This is a genomic window from Arthrobacter sp. 10T419, from assembly GCF_056394105.1.
This window is the reverse complement of record NZ_JBFTHF010000003.1, coordinates 352,865-374,185: the sequence shown is the minus strand read 5'-3', so window position 1 is coordinate 374,185 and position 21,321 is coordinate 352,865. Positions and strand designations below refer to the sequence as shown.

Annotated in this window: 21 protein-coding genes and 1 tRNA gene; 12 read left to right on the top strand and 10 right to left on the bottom strand. The window is 67.5% G+C overall.

Translation table 11 applies throughout. From position 1 onward, the window contains the following. Together AC1DBD_RS08065 and AC1DBD_RS08060 are read right to left on the bottom strand one after the other, a co-directional pair. Window positions 1-483, bottom strand: coding sequence for an FHA domain-containing protein FhaB/FipA (locus AC1DBD_RS08065; protein WP_056736728.1), 483 nt, complete (start codon window positions 481-483; stop codon window positions 1-3). Continuing rightward, window positions 480-1,223: an FhaA domain-containing protein gene (locus AC1DBD_RS08060; RefSeq protein WP_476981795.1), complete on the bottom strand. Its 744-nt coding sequence runs from the start codon at window positions 1,221-1,223 to the stop codon at window positions 480-482. Before AC1DBD_RS08060 ends, AC1DBD_RS08065 begins: the two co-directional genes overlap by 4 nt. A 386-nt stretch (window positions 1,224-1,609) precedes the next feature. On the opposite strand from AC1DBD_RS08060, the gene AC1DBD_RS08055 reads away from it, so the two are divergent. Next, window positions 1,610-1,692, top strand: a tRNA-Leu gene (locus tag AC1DBD_RS08055). Between the two features lie 111 nt (window positions 1,693-1,803). Here AC1DBD_RS08055 and AC1DBD_RS08050 read toward each other — a convergent pair. Continuing rightward, window positions 1,804-2,493 carry a TetR/AcrR family transcriptional regulator gene (locus AC1DBD_RS08050; protein ID WP_476926362.1) on the bottom strand — a complete coding sequence of 230 codons (690 nt, stop codon included), beginning with the start codon at window positions 2,491-2,493 and terminating at the stop codon, window positions 1,804-1,806. Window positions 2,494-2,661: 168 nt separating this feature from the next. Here AC1DBD_RS08050 and AC1DBD_RS08045 point away from each other — a divergent pair, with 168 nt between their 5' ends. From AC1DBD_RS08045 to AC1DBD_RS08030, 4 genes are all read left to right on the top strand, one after another. Then, complete coding sequence (locus AC1DBD_RS08045) at window positions 2,662-4,047, top strand: flavin monoamine oxidase family protein (RefSeq protein WP_476893466.1); 1,386 nt, start codon at window positions 2,662-2,664, stop codon at window positions 4,045-4,047. Between the two features lie 74 nt (window positions 4,048-4,121). Then, window positions 4,122-5,036: a universal stress protein gene (locus AC1DBD_RS08040; RefSeq protein WP_476981794.1), complete on the top strand. Its 915-nt coding sequence runs from the start codon at window positions 4,122-4,124 to the stop codon at window positions 5,034-5,036. Continuing rightward, window positions 5,033-6,562 (top strand): APC family permease, encoded by a 1,530-nt coding sequence (locus AC1DBD_RS08035; protein ID WP_441419109.1) that lies wholly within the window; start codon window positions 5,033-5,035, stop codon window positions 6,560-6,562. The genes AC1DBD_RS08040 and AC1DBD_RS08035 overlap by 4 nt, the downstream gene beginning before the upstream one ends. A gap of 140 nt (window positions 6,563-6,702) precedes the next feature. Beyond that, the gene (locus AC1DBD_RS08030; protein ID WP_476981793.1) at window positions 6,703-7,185 is read left to right on the top strand and encodes a pyridoxamine 5'-phosphate oxidase family protein; all 483 of its coding nucleotides are present in this window, start codon (window positions 6,703-6,705) and stop codon (window positions 7,183-7,185) included. A gap of 36 nt (window positions 7,186-7,221) precedes the next feature. Here AC1DBD_RS08030 and AC1DBD_RS08025 read toward each other — a convergent pair whose 3' ends face one another. Both AC1DBD_RS08025 and AC1DBD_RS08020 read right to left on the bottom strand, forming a co-directional pair. Next, window positions 7,222-7,860, bottom strand: a complete 639-nt coding sequence (locus AC1DBD_RS08025; RefSeq protein WP_476893464.1) for an NADPH-dependent F420 reductase — start codon at window positions 7,858-7,860, stop codon at window positions 7,222-7,224. Then, on the bottom strand, window positions 7,857-8,474 hold the full coding sequence (locus tag AC1DBD_RS08020) for a hypothetical protein (RefSeq protein WP_476981792.1): 618 nt from the start codon (window positions 8,472-8,474) through the stop codon (window positions 7,857-7,859). Before AC1DBD_RS08020 ends, AC1DBD_RS08025 begins: the two co-directional genes overlap by 4 nt. A gap of 134 nt (window positions 8,475-8,608) precedes the next feature. On the opposite strand from AC1DBD_RS08020, the gene AC1DBD_RS08015 reads away from it, so the two are divergent. Further along, window positions 8,609-8,986, top strand: a complete 378-nt coding sequence (locus tag AC1DBD_RS08015; RefSeq protein WP_441419105.1) for a VOC family protein — start codon at window positions 8,609-8,611, stop codon at window positions 8,984-8,986. Window positions 8,987-9,072: 86 nt separating this feature from the next. On the opposite strand, the gene AC1DBD_RS08010 is transcribed toward AC1DBD_RS08015, so the two are convergent. Next, complete coding sequence (locus tag AC1DBD_RS08010; protein ID WP_138767873.1) at window positions 9,073-9,477, bottom strand: DUF5997 family protein; 405 nt, start codon at window positions 9,475-9,477, stop codon at window positions 9,073-9,075. Between the two features lie 133 nt (window positions 9,478-9,610). On the opposite strand from AC1DBD_RS08010, the gene AC1DBD_RS08005 reads away from it, so the two are divergent. Further along, window positions 9,611-10,348, top strand: coding sequence for a LysR family substrate-binding domain-containing protein (locus AC1DBD_RS08005; RefSeq protein ID WP_476909597.1), 738 nt, complete (start codon window positions 9,611-9,613; stop codon window positions 10,346-10,348). 34 nt (window positions 10,349-10,382) lie between these two features. Here AC1DBD_RS08005 and AC1DBD_RS08000 read toward each other — a convergent pair whose 3' ends face one another. The 4 genes from AC1DBD_RS08000 to chvE all read right to left on the bottom strand — a co-directional run bounded on the left by AC1DBD_RS08000 (window position 10,383) and on the right by chvE (window position 14,922). Further along, complete coding sequence (locus AC1DBD_RS08000; protein ID WP_441419103.1) at window positions 10,383-10,718, bottom strand: hypothetical protein; 336 nt, start codon at window positions 10,716-10,718, stop codon at window positions 10,383-10,385. A gap of 133 nt (window positions 10,719-10,851) precedes the next feature. After that, complete coding sequence (gene mmsB / locus AC1DBD_RS07995) at window positions 10,852-12,159, bottom strand: multiple monosaccharide ABC transporter permease (RefSeq protein ID WP_476981791.1); 1,308 nt, start codon at window positions 12,157-12,159, stop codon at window positions 10,852-10,854. Window positions 12,160-12,164: 5 nt separating this feature from the next. Then, on the bottom strand, window positions 12,165-13,694 hold the full coding sequence (gene mmsA, locus AC1DBD_RS07990; RefSeq protein WP_441419101.1) for a multiple monosaccharide ABC transporter ATP-binding protein: 1,530 nt from the start codon (window positions 13,692-13,694) through the stop codon (window positions 12,165-12,167). Between the two features lie 103 nt (window positions 13,695-13,797). After that, window positions 13,798-14,922, bottom strand: coding sequence for a multiple monosaccharide ABC transporter substrate-binding protein (gene chvE / locus AC1DBD_RS07985; protein ID WP_441419179.1), 1,125 nt, complete (start codon window positions 14,920-14,922; stop codon window positions 13,798-13,800). A 273-nt stretch (window positions 14,923-15,195) separates the two neighbouring features. Between chvE and AC1DBD_RS07980 the strand changes: the two genes are divergently transcribed. The 5 genes from AC1DBD_RS07980 (at window position 15,196) to AC1DBD_RS07960 (ending at window position 21,231) form a co-directional block, all read left to right on the top strand. Further along, window positions 15,196-16,218 (top strand): LacI family DNA-binding transcriptional regulator, encoded by a 1,023-nt coding sequence (locus tag AC1DBD_RS07980; protein ID WP_441419100.1) that lies wholly within the window; start codon window positions 15,196-15,198, stop codon window positions 16,216-16,218. Between the two features lie 134 nt (window positions 16,219-16,352). Further along, window positions 16,353-18,068: a ribulokinase gene (araB, locus tag AC1DBD_RS07975; protein WP_476917291.1), complete on the top strand. Its 1,716-nt coding sequence runs from the start codon at window positions 16,353-16,355 to the stop codon at window positions 18,066-18,068. Further along, window positions 18,065-18,775 carry an L-ribulose-5-phosphate 4-epimerase gene (locus tag AC1DBD_RS07970; RefSeq protein WP_476981790.1) on the top strand — a complete coding sequence of 237 codons (711 nt, stop codon included), beginning with the start codon at window positions 18,065-18,067 and terminating at the stop codon, window positions 18,773-18,775. The genes araB and AC1DBD_RS07970 overlap by 4 nt, the downstream gene beginning before the upstream one ends. A 36-nt stretch (window positions 18,776-18,811) precedes the next feature. Continuing rightward, a complete protein-coding gene (gene araA, locus AC1DBD_RS07965; RefSeq protein WP_441419097.1) occupies window positions 18,812-20,332 on the top strand; it encodes an L-arabinose isomerase in 1,521 nt (506 codons plus the stop codon). Then, entirely contained in the window at window positions 20,329-21,231 is a 903-nt protein-coding gene (locus AC1DBD_RS07960) for an aldose 1-epimerase family protein (protein WP_441419096.1), read from the top strand. Before araA ends, AC1DBD_RS07960 begins: the two co-directional genes overlap by 4 nt. Window positions 21,232-21,321 lie beyond the last annotated feature (90 nt).

Below are 21,321 nucleotides of genomic sequence, written 5' to 3'. Positions count from 1 at the left end.
CTACGGCCTCAATTCAATGACCGTCTTGCCGATTCTCACGGGGACACCCAGCTCCACCGGAAGTGCCCGGGTCAGCTGTTGATCTGCCAGATACGTGCCGTTGGTGGAACCGAGGTCCTCGATGAACCAGCGGCTGCCCTGCGGGAACAGGCGTGCGTGCCGGCCGGAGGCGTAGTCGTCCTCCAGGACCAGGGTGGCTTCCTGTGCCCGGCCCAGCAGGATGGGGCTCGCGGCCAACGGAAGGGTGGTGCCTTTCAGCGGGCCTTCGGTGACGACGAGCTGGCGGGCCTGCTGCTTCACCGGGGCCGGGGCAGGTTCGGCCAGTGCAGGGTTCCGGCGCACCTGCCGTGCGGTGGGGGCACCGGCGGCGGCTTTGCGGCCGATCATGAGGTCGCGGCGCATGGCTGAGACGATGCTGAAGATGAGCACCCAGAGCAGGATCAGGAAGCCAAAGCGCAGGGCGGTGATGGTCAGTTCACTCACGGGCGGCCGCCCGGGTTGGCGGGCATCAGGCGGAAAATGATTTTGGTCCGTCCCATCGTGATCGTGGCGCCGTCGGTGAGTTCCGAACTGCCCACCACTTTGTGGCCGTTCACGTAGCTGCCGTTCGTTGAGCCCAGGTCGATGGCCTGCGCTGCGCCCTGGCCGGTACGGATCTCCAGGTGTCGGCGCGACACTCCAGTGTCGTCGATCAGGATGTCCGCTTCGGAGGAGCGGCCCAGGACCACCGAGGGTGCATTCAGCGAATACCGCTGGCCGTCGATGTCCAGCACCGGCTGGAGGCGGCGGGGCGGCCGGGTCGGGGCTGCGGGCATAGTGCCCTGGCCGCCGGGCTGGGCGGGGGCTCCACCGGCCTTTTCGGTCCGGGACGTGATTTCGAAATCGCCGGCCCGGCGGTCCTCGTCGCGGCGGAAGCTGATCCGCACCGGACCCTGGAGGGTGTATCCCTGGCTGCGGACGTGGTTGATGACGACGTCGCACAGTTCTTCCGCGAGCGGGGTTCCCCACTCCTGGGCCCGCTGGAAATCGTCGCCGCTGAGCAGGACATCGAAAACGTTGGGTGCAAGGGTGCGTCCCGCGGCGACGGTGAGGGCCTTGTTGTCCACTTCGCGGCGGAGGTGGCTGGCGATCTCGACCGGCTCAACCTGGGCGCGGGAACCGGTGGAGAAGACTCCGCGGACGGCCTTTTCGATGCCGCGCTCGACTTTGTCCAGCAAGCCCATGGTCCTTCTCCTTTCCTGGCAGCTGCGGGGCAGCGTTTGTTCCGGAACTCGGTTTCCAACATTCGCAGGAGTCCGCCGTAACCGGGCACTCCTACATCAGATACTACTGGGCAAGGCTGGGAATGGCCTTAATGCGGCCCGCCGCTGCGGTCGGGATATTTGCGTCTGACCGGCCCTGACGTGCGCGGATGTCCGGGAGCCCACTGCGGGTGGGCTGGCGCCGCGGGGGACTGGGCAGGCGGGTTCCGGGTGCCTTCGTTGCGGCGGTTTGGCGCCCCCGGAGTCCCGATTGGTGTTTTCCCGCAGTTGTCCGTTATGCTTGATCTCGCTGCTTTTACGAGGTTGCTGGTCCGGATTCCGGGCCTCTGCCGGGTGAAAGAAGTTGCGCGCGAGTGGCGGAACGGCAGACGCGCTGGCTTCAGGTGCCAGTGTCCGAAAGGGCGTGGGGGTTCAAATCCCCCCTCGCGCACGCAAATGAAAGAACCCCGGTCTTAGGACCGGGGTTCTTTTTTGTTTGATGCCGCGTCTCAGTCAGATTCCGGGCTTCGTTGGGCCGCCCGGCCGGTCCGGCGCCGCCGTCCTACCCCCGCAGCGCCCCGAAGCCCTCGATCAGCGCTTCGAGTCCCAGGCCGAAGGCCACGTCCGCCTGGTTCGCGTAGCCCTGCTCGCCCAGGCTGGCGACGGCGGCGGAGAAGTTCGGCGTCTCGGCCGCCAGGCTGCCGGAATCAAAGATGTCCGCCGGTGCCGTCACGTCGTAGGCGGAACCGAAGATGAAGGACTCCAGGGCCACGATTGCCGAGATGATGCGTTCCTGCGGGAACCCTGCCCGGCGGAACCCCGCGCTGACGGCCTCGTACATGGCGAGGGTCTTCGGGGCGTCGGCCACCGGAAGCACCGCAATAACGGGGATCAGCGGGGTGTGCCGCGAGAAGACGTCGCGGTAGCTCCAGGCCCAATCGCGCACCGCCTGGTCCCAAGGCTCGGTCTCGAAGGCAGACACGTCCACGAATGACGTCAGGTGGTCCTGGATGAGGACCAGCACCTCCCGTTTTGAGGACACGTGGTTGTACAGCGCCGACGGCGCCACGTTCAGCGAGCGGGCCAGGGCTGCCATGGTGAAGCCGTCGTAGCCGCTTTTGCGCACCAGTTGCAGGCCGGCCGCGGTGATGCCGTCCTGGTCGAGGACGGCCGAGGGGGGCCTGCCCACCCGGCGGCGCGGTTTGGCGTCGGGTCGGTGCGGATCCGCGGTGGCGCTTTTGGCTGCCGGCATTGCGGGCCTTTCTACTGGGCTGTCCTCTCGACTATTCCACGGATTATTCCACCGGATGCGATCTTGCGCCGGGGTCTTCCCTCTTTCCAACGTTACCTCTATAGTCGTACTAAATGAATGGCATTCATTTAGTGGTTCGCATCACTCCGCGGCCACAGAGAGGACATCATGCTGGAACTTGACCGCGACGTCGTCATCGTTGGAGCCGGGCCGGCCGGGCTGACCGCAGCACGGGAGCTGCAGAAGGCCGGCCTGAGCGTTGCCGTGCTGGAAGCCCGGGACCGGGTGGGCGGCCGCACCTGGACGGACACGATTGACGGCGCCATGCTGGAGATCGGCGGACAGTGGGTTTCGCCGGACCAGACGGCGCTGCTTGAGCTCCTCGATGAGCTCGGCCTGAAGACCTACGACCGCTACCGTGACGGCCAGTCCGTCTACATCGGTGCCGACGGCAAGCGCACGCTGTACACCGGTGACTCCTTCCCGGTCAGTGACACCACTGCCGCTGAGATGGACAAACTGACCGCGCTGCTGGACTCGCTCGCCGCGGAAATCGGCGCCACCGAGCCGTGGGCGCACCCCAAGGCCCGTGAACTGGACACCATCTCCTTCCACCACTGGCTGCGCCAGAACTCCTCCGACGAGGAAGCCTGCAACAACATCGGCCTGTTCATCGCCGGCGGCATGCTGACCAAGCCCGCGCACGCTTTCTCCGCCCTGCAGGCCGTCCTGATGGCGGCTTCGGCGGGTTCCTTCACCCACCTCACCGATGAGGACTTCATCCTGGACAAGCGCGTCGTCGGCGGCATGCAGCAGGTCTCGCTGCTGCAGGCGGCGGAACTCGGCGACGACGTCGTCCTCTCCAGCCCGGTGCGCACGATCAACTGGGAGGAGAGTGGCACCGGACACCGGGTGACCGTGGTGTCGGACCGCGCCACCGTGAACGCCCGCTTCGTGGTCATGGCTGTGCCGCCGAACCTCTACTCCCGGGTCTCCTACAACCCGCCGCTGCCCCGCCGCCAGCACCAGATGCACCAGCACCAGTCCCTCGGCCTGGTCATCAAGGTGCACGCCGTCTACAGCACCCCGTTCTGGCGCGAGGACGGACTGTCCGGCACCTGCTTCGGGGCGGACGCGCTGGTCCAGGAGGTCTACGACAACACCAACCATGAGGACCCCCGCGGCACCTTGGTGGGCTTCGTCTCGGACGAAAAGGCCGACGCCATGTTCGAGCTCAGCGCGGCGGAGCGACGCCGCGCCATCCTTGAATCAATCGCCGGCTTCCTGGGCGAGAAGGCCCTCGAGCCGGAGGTCTACTACGAATCCGACTGGGGTTCGGAGGAATGGACCCGAGGCGCCTACGCCGCCAGTTATGACCTGGGCGGCCTGCACCGCTACGGCAAGGACCAGCACGCGCCGGTGGGTCCGATCTACTGGGCTTCCTCCGACCTCGCGGCCGAGGGGTACCAGCACGTGGACGGCGCAGTGCGGATGGGGCGCCGGATAGCCGCCCGGATCACCGCCGCTGCCGACCGCATGCCGGCCGCCCGCTAGCCCCCGAAAAGCACGTCCCTTCAAATCAATCCTTGTCCCAGAACCCTATCCAAGAAGTCAGAGAGGTCGGCCAGATGCGTTACGTAGTGGGGTATTCCGCCAATGCCAGAGGCCGTGATGCCGTCAATCTGGCCGTCTCCCTGGCCCGCGGCCGTGGAGCGAGCCTGGACCTGGTGGTGGCCATCCCGGATGCCGGAGTGTTCAACGCGGCCCACGCGCCCGCCGCGGGCTATGACAGCTACCTGCACCAGCAGGCGGGGGAATGGCTCGACGAAGCCCTCTCCCTCATCCCGGCGGACGTCCCCGCCAAGGCCCATGTGCGCAGCGGGGAATCCGACGCACAGACCCTGATCGAGGCCTGCGACGAGTTCCAGGCCGACATGCTTATCATCGGGGCCACCAGCAGCGGGCTGTTCAAGCGCTTCACCGTCGGCTCCGTGGCCAGTGCGCTGCTGCACGCTGCAACGGTCCCGGTGGCCCTGGCTCCGCACGGCTACCACCGCCGGGACGCGCTTACCCGCGTCAGCTGCGGGCTCGGCAGCCGTGCCGGCGCCGAGAAGCTGCTGGATTTCGCCGTCTCCATGGCGGTGAACCGGGAGGTGCCGTTGCGCGTCGTGTCGCTGCTGACCCTGGATGCCGGTGACTCGGACGAGGCGGCAGATGCCGCCCGCGAGTACGCCAACAAGCACCTCGCGGCGGCCCTCCCGGCCGACTCGTCGGACGCCGCGCCGGCCGCGAAGGCCGACGTCGTGGTGGCCCAGGGCCGCAGCGTCGAAGAGGCCGTGGACCGGCTGGACTGGGAAGACGGCGAGATCCTGCTGATCGGATCAAGCCGCCTCGCCCGGAGCCGCTCCATCTTCCTGGGCAGCACGGCCAACCGCATCCTGCGCGCCCTGCCGGTGCCGATGATCGTGGTCCCCAGCGACTACGAGCTCAAGCACCAGAACCAATCACCGTCGATTGACACCTCCCGAGAGGCACAAGCATGAGCACTGAACACGCGACCGCCAAGGCCGCAGCACACAGCAAGCAGGACCACGGCCTGAGCGAGAAGGGACTGAAGGCCGGATCGGTGGGGCTGATCGGCGCCGTCGTCATCGGCGTCTCCTGCATCGCACCGGCGTACACCCTGACCGCGGCCCTGGGCCCGACGGTTTCCGAGGTCGGCGTCCACCTTCCGGCGATCTTCCTGGTGGGCTTCCTTCCCATGCTGCTGGTGGCCTTCGGGTACCGCGAACTGAACAACGCCATGCCCGACGCCGGCACCTCGTTCACCTGGGCCTCGCGGGCTTTCGGCCCGTGGATCGGCTGGATGGGCGGCTGGGGGCTGATCGCGGCGACCATCATCGTGCTGTCCAATCTGGCCGCCGTCGCCGTGGACTTCTTCTACCTCATGCTGGCCCAGCTTTTCGGCAACCCGGAGCTGGCGGACCTGACCACCAACCTGCCGCTCAACATCGCCACCACGCTGGTCTTCATTGCCCTGGCGTGCTGGATTTCCTACCGGGGCATGGAAACCACCAAGACCGTCCAGTACGTCCTGGTCGCCTTCCAGCTGCTCGTGCTGGGCTGGTTTGCCGTTGCGGCCTTCAGCCACGTGGCGAACGGCACGGCTTTTGACGCCACCGCCATCGCGCCGGACTGGTTCAACCCCTTCGCCGTCGAATCCTTCTCCGCCTTCGCGGCCGGCGTTTCGCTGTCCATCTTCATCTACTGGGGCTGGGACGTCACCCTGACCATGAACGAGGAGACCCGGAACCCGGAGAAGACCCCGGGCCGCGCGGCCACCGTGACGGTGCTGGTCATCGTGATCATCTACATGACCGTCGCGCTGTCCACCCTGGCCTTCGCCGGCGTCGGGACCGAGGGCCTCGGCACCGGCAACCCGGAGAACCAGGGCAGCATCTTCGCCGTCCTCGCCGGACCCGTGATGGGCCCCTTCGCGATCCTGATGTCACTGGCCATCCTGAGCAGCTCGGCCGCATCGCTGCAATCCACCTTCGTTTCCCCGGCCCGCACCCTCCTGTCGATGGGCCACTACAAGGCGCTGCCGCACAAATTCGGCAAGATCAGCCCCAGCTACAAGTCCCCGAGCTACGCCACCATCGCCTCGGCCGTGGCCGCCGCCGTGTTCTACGTCGTCACCCGGACCCTCTCCGAAAATGCGCTGTGGGACACCATCACGGCCCTCGGCATGATGATCTGCTTCTACTACGGCATCACCGCCCTGGCCTGCGTCTGGTTCTTCCGCGCCCAGGCCTTCAGCGGAGCGCACTCCTTCTTCTTCAAGTTCCTCGCTCCGCTGCTGGGCGGCGTCATCCTGCTGGTGATGTTCTTCAAGACCGCCTACGACTCGATGGACCCGGAGTACGGCTCCGGTTCATCCGTCGGCGGCCTGGGCCTGGTGTTCATCCTCGGGATGGGCGTCATCCTGCTGGGTGCGGTGCTCATGCTGGTGATGGCCAAACTCCGCCCCGAGTTCTTCAAGGGACAGGTCCTGACCCGCGGCAACTGACCAGAAGTAAGCCGGAATCCGGACAGTCGAAGGTCCTCCTTCCACCAGCCCTGCGTGTGCGCCTTGAAAAGTAAGCACACTTATCAATAGGCTGGCGGCAGGAGGACCTTCCTCCATTGGATCAAGGACGAGGTGAGCGCATGTCGGACGCACAGGACATCAGCAAGGTGACGGACATCATTAACGATTCGCGGATCGGGATGTTCACCACTATCAACGGGCAGGGCGCCCTCGTCAGCCGCCCGCTGGCCGTCCAGGACGTCCAGGACGACGGCGACATGTGGTTCTTCACCTCGGAGGGCACCTCGCAGGTGGCACACGTCAAGGCCAACCCCGCGGTGAATGTGTCCTTCGGCAAGGGCACCGAGTGGGTGTCGGTGGCCGGTACGGCGGAAGTGGTCACGGACCGGCAGGCCATCCGCGACCGGTGGAACCAGGCTGTCGAGGCATGGTTCCCGGACGGGCCGGACACCCCCGAGGTGGTACTGCTGCGCGTGGACTCCGATTCGGCCGAGTACTGGACCAGCCCGGGCGGAACGGCCGCGACTGTGCTGCAGTGGGTGAAGTCGAAGGTCACCAACAGCCGGATGAGCGTCGGCGAAAGCGGTACGGTCGAACTTTAGGCCGGCCCGGCCGGCGGCGCTGCTCAGCCGATCATCTCAGTCGATGATTTTGAGCGCCGTCCCCCAATTGAAGGATTCATAGGCCGGGTTCAGCTGCAGGCCGATCACCAGCAGCTGCATCCCCTCCAGTTCGCGGGCGTGCCGCAACGCCCCGACCTGGAGGGGCCGGAGTCCTGCCGCGGCGACAAAGGCCGCCACCTCATTGCGGGCCGCCTCTGAGTCGGAGGCGATAAAGACATCCAGCGCCATGCCCTTCGCCGAGCCCTCCGCCAGGGTGCCCGCGAACGTCGTGTTGAAGGCCTTCACCACCCGGGCTCCGGGCAGCAGCCGGGCGATCTCTTCCGCCGCCGAGGTCCCCGGTTCGACCTCCAGCGAGTCCCCGGTTTCCATATTGACCGGGTTGCTGATCTCGATCACCGTCTTGCCGCTGAGCGTGTCGCCGTAGTGGGTTGCGACTTCCTTGGCCGGTTCGAAGTAGAGGGCCAGGACCACAATGTCGCCCTCGGGCACATCGCCGAGGCCGCCCGACGTCGTAGCCGGACCCAGCTCCGCCGCAAGCTTGGCGGCGTTGTCCGGACTCCGGTCCAGGACCTGGACGGAGCGTCCGGCCGCGACCGCCCTCAGGCCAATCGCCCGGGCCATGTTGCCGCTGCCGATAATCGTGACGTCAGTCATCGTGCCCCTTCAGTGGAAACCTGCAACGCGCCGGCGGCGCGCTCTGCCTCCGCCAGTGCCTGTTCCAGCCGGTCGACGGCGGTGCTGTAGCCGCCGGGTGCCTGGCCGTCCGGGCCGGATCCGTGGCGTAGCCGTTCGGCCGCCTTCATCGCCTTCAGCATCGCGGCGGTTTCCGGCCGGGCCGGATCGCTCATGGCCGGGAAATCGATGCAGAATGCGGGATCCAGTTCGTAGCGCTGCCACCGTGCGAGGACCGCGCGGTGCCGGATGGCCGCGGCTGCATCGGCGGCTGCGGCGCCCCGGGCGGTACGCCTTGCTTCCTGCCAGCGGAACAGCCTAGGCGTCCAGCGGTAGCTGGCAGCAGCCGTCATAACGGCCACGGCTGCGAGCATGAGCCCGGTCCACGGGGAAACCAGCGATGGCAGGAGCACAGCGGGGGCGACGACCGCGATCCCTGCGAAACCGTCCCAGAACACAGCGTCCGGTAGCCCGCCGTCGGACGCCCGGTGCTTCCGGACGAGGTAGACCGTGCCGGCCACCGCGGCCGCGACGAGGAAGGCAAGGGACGCGAACTGCCACGCCCCCAGCGGGGCGGAGCCTGATAGTGACGGCATGGCGCACCTCCTGCGGAACCCGTCCCGGGCGGGTGCAGTTCCGCTGCTTCCATTGGAATCCATCCCGCGCAGGCCGTCAATGGCCGGTTCCCACGCGGTTCCCACCCGGGTGCGTCCCGGGTAGCCTAGGGCCCATGCGACTGAAGATGTGCAGTATCCACGTCAAGGACCCGGCGGCGGCCCACGAGTTCTATACCGGAATCCTGGGGTTCGAAACGCTCATGGCGCTGCCGGAACAGAACCTTTACATCATCAAGGACCCCGGCGGCGGAGAGTCCGCGGGGCTGTTGCTGGAGCCCAGCGACAACCCTATCGGCGCCGCGTACATGAATGCGGTTCACGACGCCGGTCTGCCCGCGATCGTGCTCGGCGTACCGGACGTGCGGGCGGAGTACGAGCGGCTGACGGCCAAGGGTGTCATCTTCCAGGCGGAACCTTCAGACGGACCCTGGGGTACGAGCGTGGTGCTCGACGACGGCTGCGGGAACTACGTCCAGCTGCACCAGGACTAAGCGACGGCAGCGCCGTTTCGACGGTTGTCTGCCGGCAGGGCGGTTAGCGGCGTCGAGTGGGCGCGGAACCGTCGAAACGGCAGCGGCTACTCGGCCTTGGCGCGGGCCTTCTTGGCGTCCTTCTTGGCAGCCTCGTCCTTGACGCGCTGGGCTTCGGCGCGGACCGCGGCGTGGGTGGCGCGCTCGGCGACCAGCCAGGCCGGGGGGGCCTGCAGCAGCGCGGTGATTTCCGCCGTCGTCAGCGCCTCCTCGACGCCGCCGCGGGCGAGGCCGCTGATGGAGACGTTGAGTTTCTGCGCGACAACCGGGCGCGGGTGCGGACCGGTGCGGCGCAGTTCGGCGAGCCACTCCGGCGGATTGGCCTGGAGCTCGGCGAAATCAGCGCGGGTGATAACCGAATCCTGGAACTCCTGGGGTGTAGCGGGCAGGTAGATGCCAAGCTTCTTGGCAACGGTGGCCGGCTTCATGGACTGGGAGTTTGCAGAGGTCATGCTTCAAGGGTATCCGGCGGGGCGCCCGCAGGGCACCAAAGCGGCACCAAAGCAGGACCAAAGCGGCAGCAAAGCAACACCAAGCGGCCGCCGGGGCGGGAGCATCCTGCGGCACTGACGGTACTGTGAACCTGTGCCCGCAGAAGAAGAAACAGCCCAGCCCCACGACGAATCGGTACCCGAGAGCCGGGAACTGAGGTTCGCGTATGTTGCCGGCGTGACTCCCGGTAAATGGATCCGACGCTGGGAAGAGCGGATGCCCGATGTTCCGCTGCACTCGTTCATGTCCGACGACGGCGCCCAGCTCGCGGTGCTGCGCGACGGCTCGGCGGACCTGAGCTTCGTCCGCCTGCCGGTGGAGCGCGAGGGCCTGAGCGTCATCCCGCTCTACGAAGAGCAACCCGTGGTGGTGGCGCCGAAGGGCCATGAGATCTCCGTGTTCGAGGAGGTCGCGCTGGCTGACCTGGCCGCCGAGACGTTCCTCGATGTGGCTGCCCTTGGCGGACCCGAACAGGCGCTGCAGGTGGTGGCCACCGGTGCCGGGCTGGCCATCCTGCCGATGTCCGTGGCGCGGCACTTCAACGTCAAGGACACGGTGGCCCGGAAGCTTACCGGCGCGCCAACGACCGAAATCGCCCTGGCCTGGCCCAGCGACTCAACGGATGCGGTGATCGAGGAGTTCATCGGGATCGTCCGCGGCCGCACCGCGGCCAGTTCCCGGCAGCCCTCGGCCCAGCAGGAGAAACCCAAGCGCGAGCCGAAGCCGGACCGGCGCGGGCCCGCAGTCAAGAAACCCAAGGTGGCGCAACGGTACGCGCCGAACCCGGACAAGGGCCGCGGCAAAGGATCCCGGAAAAAGGGAAAGCGCTAGCCAGCCCACCCAGCTGGCTCGCAACAACTGCCAGCTACTTGGCGCAGGCGTCCTGTAGGGCCTTGACCGAATCGGCCGGCACCTGGTCGCCCGAATCCGCGATCTGCTTCAGCGGGGTGGTGATCTCCGCAGGCACTCCGGCGCCCTGGGCACCGGCCACCAGGCCGCCAAGGGCCTTCTTGTCCTGGACGCTGACCAGGCCGTCCGCCACGAGGGAGCAGGCCTGCTTCTTGATCTCGCTGCCGGCCGCGGTCGCGACCTGGGAAGCGCCGTCGTTGACGGCCTTCTCGGCGGCCTGCTGCACCTGGCCGCAGCCGGTCAGGACAACCACGAGGACGGCAAGGGAAACAGCGGCGAGGGGACGTTTCATGTTTTCAGCCTAGCAAGCCGCCGGTGCCGGACTTTGGCGGCCGGCATTCGTCCGTGAAAATCGGGCCGCGACGCGGAAAATTCCTGCCGACCCCGGAATTCGGGGGTCGACAGGAATTTTGCGCGACGACGGGTCAGGGGGTGGGGACGGTCGCGGTCCGGGCCGGTTCCTCAGCGGCGCCGGCGGGACGTGCCGCGGGGGGAGCGGCAGTCTCGGTGGCCGGGGGAGTGGTGTTGCGCTTGAAGCGGTTCCCCAGGGCGCTGCCCCCGCCGCCGCGGTTCTTGTTGAAGATGTCGAAGCCGACGGCGATCAGCAGCACCAGGCCCTTGATGAGCTGCTGGTAGTCGGTGCCGAGGCCCAGGATGGACATGCCGTTGTTGAGCACACCCATGATGAGGCCACCGATCATGGCGCCCGCCACGGTGCCGATGCCGCCCGTGACCGCGGCGCCGCCGATGAAGGCCGCCGCGATGGAATCCAGTTCGAAGCCGGTGCCGCCGGCAGGCTGCGCGGAGTTGAGCCGCGCGGTGAACACCAGGCCGGCCAGCGCGGCGAGGACGCCCATGTTCACGAACAGGCGGAAGGTGACGGCCTTGGTCTTGATGCCGGACAGCTCCGCGGCGTGCAGGTTCCCGCCGATCGCGTAGGTGTGGCGGCCGAAAACGCTGTTGTTCATCAGGGCGCTGTAGACGATCACGAGGACCGCGAGCACGATCAGGACAATCGGGGTGCCGCGGTAGCTGGCCAGCAGGAAGGTGATGACCAGCATGAGCAGCGCAATGAACGCGGTCTTAATCACGAACCAGGTCATGGGCTCGTTCTCCAGCTCAAACTTCGCGCGGATCCTACGTTCCTTGATGGACTGGATCAACAGGGCCAGCGTGGCTCCGACGCCCAGGATGACGGTGAGCCATTCCAGCACCGAGGTCCCGCCGGAGATGTCGGGAAGGAATCCGCCGCCGAGGGCGCGCAGCTCCGCCGGGAACGGGGTGATCTGCTGGTTCTTGAGCGTGATCAGGGTCAGGCCGCGGAAGATCAGCATGCCGGCGAGGGTGACGATGAATGCGGGGATGCCGACGTAGGCAATCCAATAGCCCTGCCACGCGCCGACCAGCGCGCCGACCAGGAGGCAGGCCGGGATGGCCGCCCACCAGGGCCAGCCCCAGTGCACGATCATGACGCCGGCGACGGCGCCGATGAAGCCGGCGACGGAGCCCACGGACAGGTCGATGTGGCCGGCGATGATGACCATCACCATGCCGATCGCGAGGATCAGGATGTAGCTGTTTTGAACGACTAGGTTGGTGACGTTTTGGGGCTCCAGCAGGATGCCGTCGGTCAGGACCTGGAACAGCAGGACGATCAGGATCAGGGCGACGAAGATGCCAACCTGGCGGAGGCGGCTGGTCAGGAAGCCGAGGGATTCTCGTAGGGCGGACATGTTCGCTATTCCTTCTCTTGGGTCATGTAGTGCATGAGGGTTTCCTGGGATGCCTCGGCGATGGGCACCTCGCCGGTGACATGGCCCGCGGACAGGGTGTAGATCCTGTCGCAGATGCCCAGCAGCTCCGGCAGCTCGGAGGAGATGACGATGACCGCCTTACCCTCGGCGGCCAGCTTGGCGATGATCGTGTAGATCTCGAACTTGGCGCCCACGTCGATTCCGCGGGTGGGCTCGTCGAGGATGAGCACATCCGGATCGGAAAACATCCACTTGCTCAGCACGACCTTCTGCTGGTTGCCGCCGGAAAGCTTCCCGGTGATGGCCGCCACGGAAGGGGCCTTGATGTTCATGCTCTTCCGGTAGCCGTTGGCCACCAGGGTTTCCTTGTTCTTGTCCACCCAGCCGCCCTTGGCAAGCTTGCGCAGCGCGGCCATGGAAATGTTGCGCTTGATGTCCTCGATGAGGTTCAGGCCATAGAGCTTGCGGTCCTCGGTGGCGTAGGCGAGGCCGTGTTTGATGGCTTCGGCAACGGTGGAGGTGTTGATCTCCTTGCCGTGCTTGAACACCTTCCCGGACGTCGCGGTGCCGTAGGAGCGGCCGAAGACGCTCATGGCCAGCTCCGTCCGGCCGGCACCCATGAGGCCGGCCAGTCCCACCACTTCACCCCTGCGGACATTGAGGCTGGCGTTGTTGACCACCATGCGGCTGTGGTCCTGCGGGTGCCGGACAGACCAGTCTTCGATCCGGAGGACTTCCTCGCCGATCACGGGCTCACGCTCCGGGTACAGGCTTTCCAGGTCGCGGCCCACCATCCCGCGGATGATGCGCTCCTGGGTGACGCTGCCTTCGTCGAGGCGGAGGGTCTCGATGGTCTTGCCGTCCCGGATGATCGTGACGGCGTCCGCAACCTTGCGGATCTCGTTGAGCTTGTGGCTGATGATGATGCTGGTGACGCCCTGGCCCTTGAGGTGCAGGATCAGGTCCAGCAGGTGGCCCGAATCTTCGTCGTTTAGGGCCGCCGTCGGCTCATCGAGGATGAGGAGCTTGACCTTCTTGGAGAGCGCCTTGGCGATTTCGACCAGCTGCTGCTTGCCGACGCTGATCTGCTGGACCGGGGTGACGGGATTCTCGCTCAGGCCCACCCGGGCCAGCAGCTTGGCGGCCTCGAGGTTGGTCTTGCGCCAGTCCACCCAGCCGTTCGTGGCCTGTTCGTTGCCGAGGTAGATGTTCTCGGCGATGGACAGGTACGGGCTGAGCGCCAATTCCTGGTGGATGATGACGATGCCGCGCTCTTCGCTGTCCGAGATGTCGGAGAAATTGCAGGGTTCGTTTTCGAAGAGGATCTCACCGTCGAAGGAGCTGTGCGGGTAGACGCCGGACAGCACCTTCATGAGGGTGGACTTGCCGGCGCCGTTTTCGCCGCAAATCGCGTGGACCTCGCCGCGGTTCACCTCCAGGGTGACGTCCTGCAGGGCCTTCACGCCCGGAAAGGTCTTGGTGATTCCTCGCATTTGAAGAATGGGTGTTTTCATCGTCAATTCCCACTGACTGGTCGAAACTGGACCGCTCTGCGGTTAATAAGGGGCCTCTGCACAGCGGGTGCGGCCGGTGGCCCGGCCGCACCCGCTGGTTCGGCTATTTGACGTCGGCGTCGGTGTAGTAGCCGGAGTCGATGAGTTCCTTCTTGTAGTTGTCCTTGGTGATGATCACGGACTTGAGCAGGTAGGCCGGAACAACCTTGACCTTGTTGTTGTAGGTCTTGGTGTCGTTGGTCTCCGGCTCCTGGCCCTTGAGTACGGCGTCGACCATCTTTACGGCCTGGGCGCCAAGCTGGCGGGTGTCCTTGAAGATGGTGGAATACTGCTCGCCGGCGATGATGGACTTCACGGAGCCCTTCTCGGCATCCTGCCCGGTGACGATCGGCAGGCTGCCCTTGGCGTAGCCGCCGGTGCTGGTCAGTGCCGAGATGATGCCGATGGACAGGCCGTCATACGGGGAGAGCACGCCGTCGAGCTTCTTGCCGGAGCTGTAGGCCGCGGTCAGGATGTCCTCCATCCGCTTCTGGGCCACGGGAGCCTGCCAGCGGAGGATGGCGGCCTGCTCGAACTTGGTCTGGCCGCTCGGAACCTTCAGGGCGCCTGCATCGAGGTACGGCTTGAGCGTGTCCATGGCGCCGCTCCAGAAGAAGTTGGCGTTGTTGTCATCCGGGCTGCCGGCGAAGAGCTCCACGTTGAAGGGACCCTTGCCGTCCACCTTCTTGCCGCTCGCGTCGACCAGCCCCAGGCCGGTCAGCAGCGACGTGGCCTGCTGGACGCCCACCGTGTAGTTGTCGAAAGTGGTGTAGTAGTCCACGTTGGGCGAGCCGTTGATGAGCCGGTCGTAGGCGATGACCTTGACGTTCTGCTCCTTCGCCTTGGCGAGGACATCGGTCAGCGTGGTGCCGTCGATCGCGGCGATGATCAGGGCCTTGGCGCCCTTGGTGAGCATGTTCTCGATCTGCGAGACCTGCGTCGGGATGTCGTCGTTGGCGAACTGCAGGTCCGCCTTGTAGCCGAGCTTCGTGACGGATTCGGAGACGTTCTTACCGTCCGCGATCCACCGCTCGGAAGTCTGGGTGGGCATCGAGATGCCGACCAGGGCGCCGGCGGCATCCGAGGCCGCAGCCGACGACGGGGCGGCGGCGCCGCCGCGGCTCCCGCAGCCGGTGGCCCCGGCGGTGATGGCCAGGACGACGGCGAACGCGCCCAGGAGTTTCTTCATTCTCACGATATTCTCCTTCCGCGGACAGCACAGTCCGCGAACTGATACGGGCTCTGGAAGCGCCTGCGCAACTAGAGAGCCCAGTATGGATGAGGTCCGGTTAGCCATGTCCCGACGAGCCTAGATTATGCCCGCTTGTGTTAGCGCTAACAAGTCTGTTTGATGAACGTAGCACCGGCCCGGCTTGTGAGTCAAGTCACAGAATGGGCGCGGCCGAGGGGGCTTCGGCTCCGGCCGTAGGATGTTGACAACACATTGCACAGGGAGTGGAAGATGCCTCAGCCGGGGAACGCTAACGAACGACGTCCGCCACGACTTGAGGACGTGGCCTCGCGGGCCGGCGTGTCCCACCAGACGGTGTCGCGGGTGGTCAACAACCACCCCAACGTCAGCAAGGCCACCCGGGACCGGGTCGAGGCAGCCATCGCCGAGCTCGGGTACCGGCGCAACACCGCGGCCCGGAGCCTGGTCACCCGCCGCTCCCAGACCATCGGGGTCCTCGGCGTCGAGCTCGCGCAGTACGGCCCGGCAAACACCCTGGTGGGGGTCCAGCAGGCCGCCCGGGAGGCCGGGTACTTTGTCAGCATTGCGGCCCTCAAGGACTCCAGCGCGGATTCCATCGCCGACGCCGTCCGGCATTTCACCGACCAGGGCGCCGACGGCATCATCGTGATCGTCCCGCACGGCGGAACAGTCCAGACCCTCGAGAGCCTCAACCTCCAGGTGCCCGTCGTCGTCGTGGGCGCCGGCAGCCCCGGCCGGTTCAGCGGCGCCATGGTGGACCAGAAGCTCGGCGCCCGCATGGCGGTGGCGCACCTGATCAGCGAGGGGCACCGCCGGATCGGGCACATTTCCGGACCGCGGGACTGGATGGATGCCCACGCGCGCGCCCAGGGCTGGCGCGAGCAGCTGGCGGAGATGGGACTCGAACCGGACCTTGAACTGGAGGGCGACTGGAGTGCCGGCAGCGGGTACCGGCTTGGCCGCAAGCTCGCCGCCGACCGCACCGCCACTGCGGTCCTGGTGGGCAACGACCAGATGGCACTGGGCCTGCTGCGGGCCTTCACGGAGGCCGGTGTCAGGGTGCCGCAGGATGTCTCGGTGGTCGGCTTCGACGACCAGCCCGAGGCCGCGTACTTCACCCCGCCCCTGACCACCGTCCGGCAGGACTTCCGGGAGCTGGGGCGGCGCTGCGTGGACGTGATTCTGGCCCAGATCGAGCACGGTGCGCCGAGCGGGAATACCGTAGTGGCGCCCGAGCTGGTAGTCCGCGCGAGCACCGCCAGCATCGCCTAGTCCGCCCCGCCCGCAATCCCCGACTGCCGCCGCCGGCTGCGCACCCAAGCCGGCGCACTCCTTGACAGCCAAAGTGTTAGCGCTCACAATTGAGCTCAGCCCGCGGTCTGGCGGGCACGTAACTGGAGGATTTCATGGACGTCACAGCTGACGGCACCGAAAACTATGTCATCGGGGTGGACTACGGCACCCTCTCCGGCCGGGCCGTGGTGGTGCGGGTGCGCGACGGCAAGGAACTCGGCAGCGGCGTCTTCGACTACCCGCACGCCGTCCTGACCGACACCCTCCCCGCCGAGTTGGCCGGCGCTGACGCCGCCCGTCTGCCGGGGGACTGGGCGCTGCAGGTTCCCGACGACTACCGTGACGTCCTCCGGCACGCGGTCCCCGCTGCCGTCGCCGACGCCGGGATCGATCCGGCCGCCGTCGTCGGGATCGCCACCGACTTCACCGCCTGCACCATGGTGCCGGTCAAGGCCGACGGGACGCCGCTGAACGAACTGCCGGAGTTCGCGAACAGCCCGCACGCCTACGTCAAGCTCTGGCGTCACCACGCGGCGCAGCCGCAAGCGGACCGGATCAACGCCCTCGGCCGGGAGCGCGGCGAGGAATGGCTGCCGCGCTACGGCGGCCTGATCTCCTCCGAATGGGAGTTCGCCAAGGGCCTCCAGCTCCTGGAGGAAGCCCCCGAGGTCTACGCGGCCATGGACCGGTGGGTCGAGGCGGCGGACTGGATCGTCTGGCAGCTCTGCGGAAGCTACGTCCGGAACGCCTGCACGGCCGGCTACAAGGGCATCTACCAGGACGGCAAATACCCCTCGGAGGACTACCTGGCTGCGCTCAACCCGGACTTCAAGGATTTCGTCAGCAGCAAGCTGGAGCACACGATCGGCCGGCTCGGCGACGCAGCCGGCTACCTCACGGCCGAGGCCGCCGCCTGGACCGGGCTGCCGGCGGGGATCGCCGTCGCCGTCGGCAACGTGGACGCCCATGTCACCGCCCCGGCAGCCCGCGCAGTCGAGCCCGGACAGCTCGTCGCGATCATGGGCACCTCCACCTGCCACGTCATGAACGGGACCGAGCTGAGCGAGGTGCCGGGCATGTGTGGTGCGGTCGACGGCGGGATCGTGGACGGACTCTGGGGCTACGAGGCGGGCCAGAGCGGTGTGGGCGACATCTTCGGGTGGTTCACGGGCAACGGCGTTCCGCCCGAATACCACGCAGCGGCAGCCGGACGGGGGCTCGGCATCCACGAGTACCTCACCGAACTCGCCTCGCGCCAGGCGATCGGCGAACACGGCCTGATCGCCCTGGACTGGCACTCGGGCAACCGTTCCGTCCTGGTCGACCACGAGCTCTCCGGCGTCATTGTCGGCCAGACGCTGGCCACCCGCCCCGAAGACACCTACCGGGCCCTGCTGGAGGCGACGGCGTTCGGTACCCGCACGATCGTGGACGCTTTCCGGGACTCCGGGGTTCCGGTCCGCGAGTTCATTGTGGCCGGGGGACTGATCAAGAACCAGCTGCTGATGCAGATCTACGCCGATGTAACGGGGCTGCGGCTCTCCACGATCGGGTCCACGCAGGGCCCGGCGCTCGGTGCGGCGATCCATGCGGCCGTCGCCGCGGGCCGCTACCCCGACGTCCGGTCCGCGGCCGAAGCCATGGGCGCCGAACCGGGAGCGGTCTACACGCCGATCCCGGAAAACGTGGCAGCCTACGAGGAACTGTTCCACGAATACCGGGCCCTGCACGACTACTTCGGCAGGGGAGCCAACGAGGTCATGCACCGGCTCAAGGCGATCCAGCGCAAAGCCGCCGCCCCGCTGCTGTCCGCGGGGGTCCCGGCATGAGCTCCGGAGCGGAAGATCTGCCGGAAACCATCGCCCGGCTCCGCCGGGAAGTCTGCTCCCTGCACGCCGAACTGACCCGGTACGAACTGGTCGTCTGGACCGCCGGCAACGTCTCGGCCAGGGTCCCCGGCCACGACCTGATGGTGATCAAGCCCTCGGGCGTCTCCTACGACGAGCTCTCCCCTGACCTCATGGTGGTCACGGACCTGCACGGCAACCCCGTAACCGCGGCCGCGGGTTCCCCGGCGCAGTGGCAAAACCCGGAGCTCACGCCGTCGTCGGACACCGCCGCGCATGCATACGTCTACCGGCATATGCCGGAGGTGGGCGGGGTGGTCCACACCCACTCCACCTACGCCACCGCGTGGGCGGCCCGGGGCGAAGCGATCCCCTGCGTGCTGACCATGATGGGCGACGAATTCGGCGGCAGCATCCCGGTGGGACCGTTCGCCCTGATCGGCGACGACGCGATCGGACGCGGGATCGTCGAGACCCTGTCCGGCTCGCACTCCCCGGCGGTGCTGATGCAGAACCACGGACCCTTCACCCTCGGTGCGGACGCCCGCGCGGCCGTCAAGTCCGCCGTGATGTGCGAAGAAGTGGCCCGCACCGTGCACATCTCCCGCCAGCTCGGCGAACCGCTGCCGATCGACCAGGCCAAGATCGAGGCCCTGCACGCCCGCTACCAGAACGTCTACGGCCGCTAGGGCCCGGACCAGCCCAAGAATTTCCAGGAGAAACCCATGACCCACGCCCACAACACCTCCCTTGAGCCCTACGAGGTCTGGTTCCTCACCGGCAGCCAGCACCTCTACGGCGAAGCCGTCCTAAAGCAGGTGGCGGAGCAGTCGCAGGAGATCGCCCGCCAGCTCAACAGCTCCTCCGACGTCCCGGTCCGGGTGGTCTGGAAACCCGTGTTGACCGACTCGGACGCGATCCGGCGGACCGCCCTCGAGGCGAACTCCGACGACGCGGTGATCGGCGTGACCGCCTGGATGCACACGTTCTCGCCGGCGAAGATGTGGATCCAGGGCCTGGACCTGCTGCGCAAGCCGTTGCTGCACCTGCACACCCAGGCCAACGTGGAACTCCCCTGGGCGGAGATCGACTTCGACTTCATGAACCTGAACCAGGCCGCGCACGGCGACCGGGAATTCGGCTACATCCAGTCGCGGCTGGGCATCCCGCGCAAGACGGTGGTGGGCCACGTGTCCAACCCCGAGGTCACCCGCCAGGTGGGGGTGTGGCAGCGCGCCTCCGCCGGCTGGGCCGCGGTGCGGACGCTCAAACTGACCCGCTTCGGGGACAACATGCGCAACGTGGCCGTCACCGAGGGCGACAAGACCGAGGCCGAACTGCGCTTCGGCGTCTCGGTCAACACCTGGTCCGTCAACGAGCTCGCGGACGCCGTTCACGGCGCCGCGGAGTCCGACGTCGACGCGCTGGTGGCGGAGTACGATCGGCTTTACGAGGTGGCCGCCGAGCTGAAGGCCGGGGGAGCGCGGCACGAGTCGCTGCGCTACAGCGCCCGGATTGAGCTGGGCCTGCGGCATTTCCTTGAGGCCAACGGCTCCGCCGCGTTCACCACCTCCTTCGAGGACCTTGGCGCGCTGCGGCAGCTGCCCGGCATGGCCGTCCAGCGGCTGATGGCGGACGGCTACGGCTTCGGCGCCGAAGGCGACTGGAAGACCGCGCTCCTGGTCCGCGCGGCCAAGGTCATGGGCGCCGGCCTGCCCGGCGGAGCCTCCCTCATGGAGGACTACACGTACCACCTCACCCCCGGCCAGGAGAAAATCCTGGGCGCCCACATGCTGGAGGTCTGCCCCTCGCTGACCGCCTCCAAGCCGCGCGTCGAGATCCACCCGCTCGGCATCGGCGGCAAGGAGGACCCCGTCCGGATGGTCTTCGACACGGACGCCGGGCCCGGCGTCGTGGTGGCGCTCTCGGACATGCGCGACCGCTTCCGCCTGGTCGCAAACGCCGTCGACGTCGTGGACCTGGACGAACCGCTGCCGAAGCTTCCTGTGGCGCGCGCCCTCTGGTCGCCCAAGCCGGACTTCGCCACCTCCGCGACTGCCTGGCTGACCGCCGGCGCGGCCCACCACACCGTGCTGACCACCGCCGTCGGCATGGAGGTCTTCGAGGACTTTGCCGAGATCGCCCGCACCGAGCTGCTGGCCATCGACGAGGGCACCACGATCAAGCAGTTCAAGAAGGAACTGAACTGGAATGCGGCGTACTACCGGCTGGCCGGCGGCCTGTGACCTGGGCCGACCACCGGATCGAGGCGGACGGGTACAGTGCCGTGTTTACCGCGCGGGCCGGCGCCCTGCGCCAGTTGCGGCACGGGGACCGCGATCTGGTGCTCCCGTTCCCGGCCGGCGGCCCGATCCCGGACTTCCGCGGCATCATCGCGGCCCCCTGGCCGAACCGGATTCCCGACGGCCGCTACAGTTTCGACGGCGGAAGCCACCGGTTGCCGGTCAACGAACCCGAACGCCGCTGCGCCCTGCACGGCCTGGGCCTCGGCGAGGACTGGACAGCCGAGGCCCGGGGGGAGTCCTCGCTGGTGCTGGCCTGCACCCTCGGCCCGGCGCCGGGCTACCCCTTCGCGGTCCGGCTCACCGCCAGCTACCGGCTGGACGGGGACGGCCTGCACGCCGAGGTGACCGCCACCAACACGGGGGACCGGGCCGCGCCGTACGGCATCTGCCCGCATCCGTACCTGCTGGCCGGTCCCGCACCGCTGGACGAGTGGACCCTGGAATTTTCGGCCGACACCTTCCTGGCGGCCGATCCGGAACGGCGCCTGCCCCTAGGGCCGCAGCCGGTGCGCGGGCACGCCTTCAACTTCCGCACCCCGCGTCCCATCGGCGCGACGAAGATCGACAACGCCTTCACCGGGCTGGGCTTCGACGACGCCGGCCGCGCCCGGCTGACCGTCCGGGACCCCGGCGGCAACGGCGTCGGAATGTCCTGGGACCGGAGCCTGCCCTGGCTGCAGCTGTTCACCGGCGACACCGAGCCGCGCGCGACCGGCAGGGCCGGGCTCGCCGTCGAGCCGATGAGCTGCCCGCCGGATGCCTTCAACAGCGGACAGGACCTGGTGCGGCTGGAGCCGGGGGCCTCGCACCGGGCCTCGTGGAGCATCTTCGCCGTTTAGCGGCGGCCCGCCCGGCCCCGTTTCGCATCCCGCCTCCCCGATTTCCGCCCTCCCAATTCCGCTTCACCCAATCCGCGCAAGGACGACACC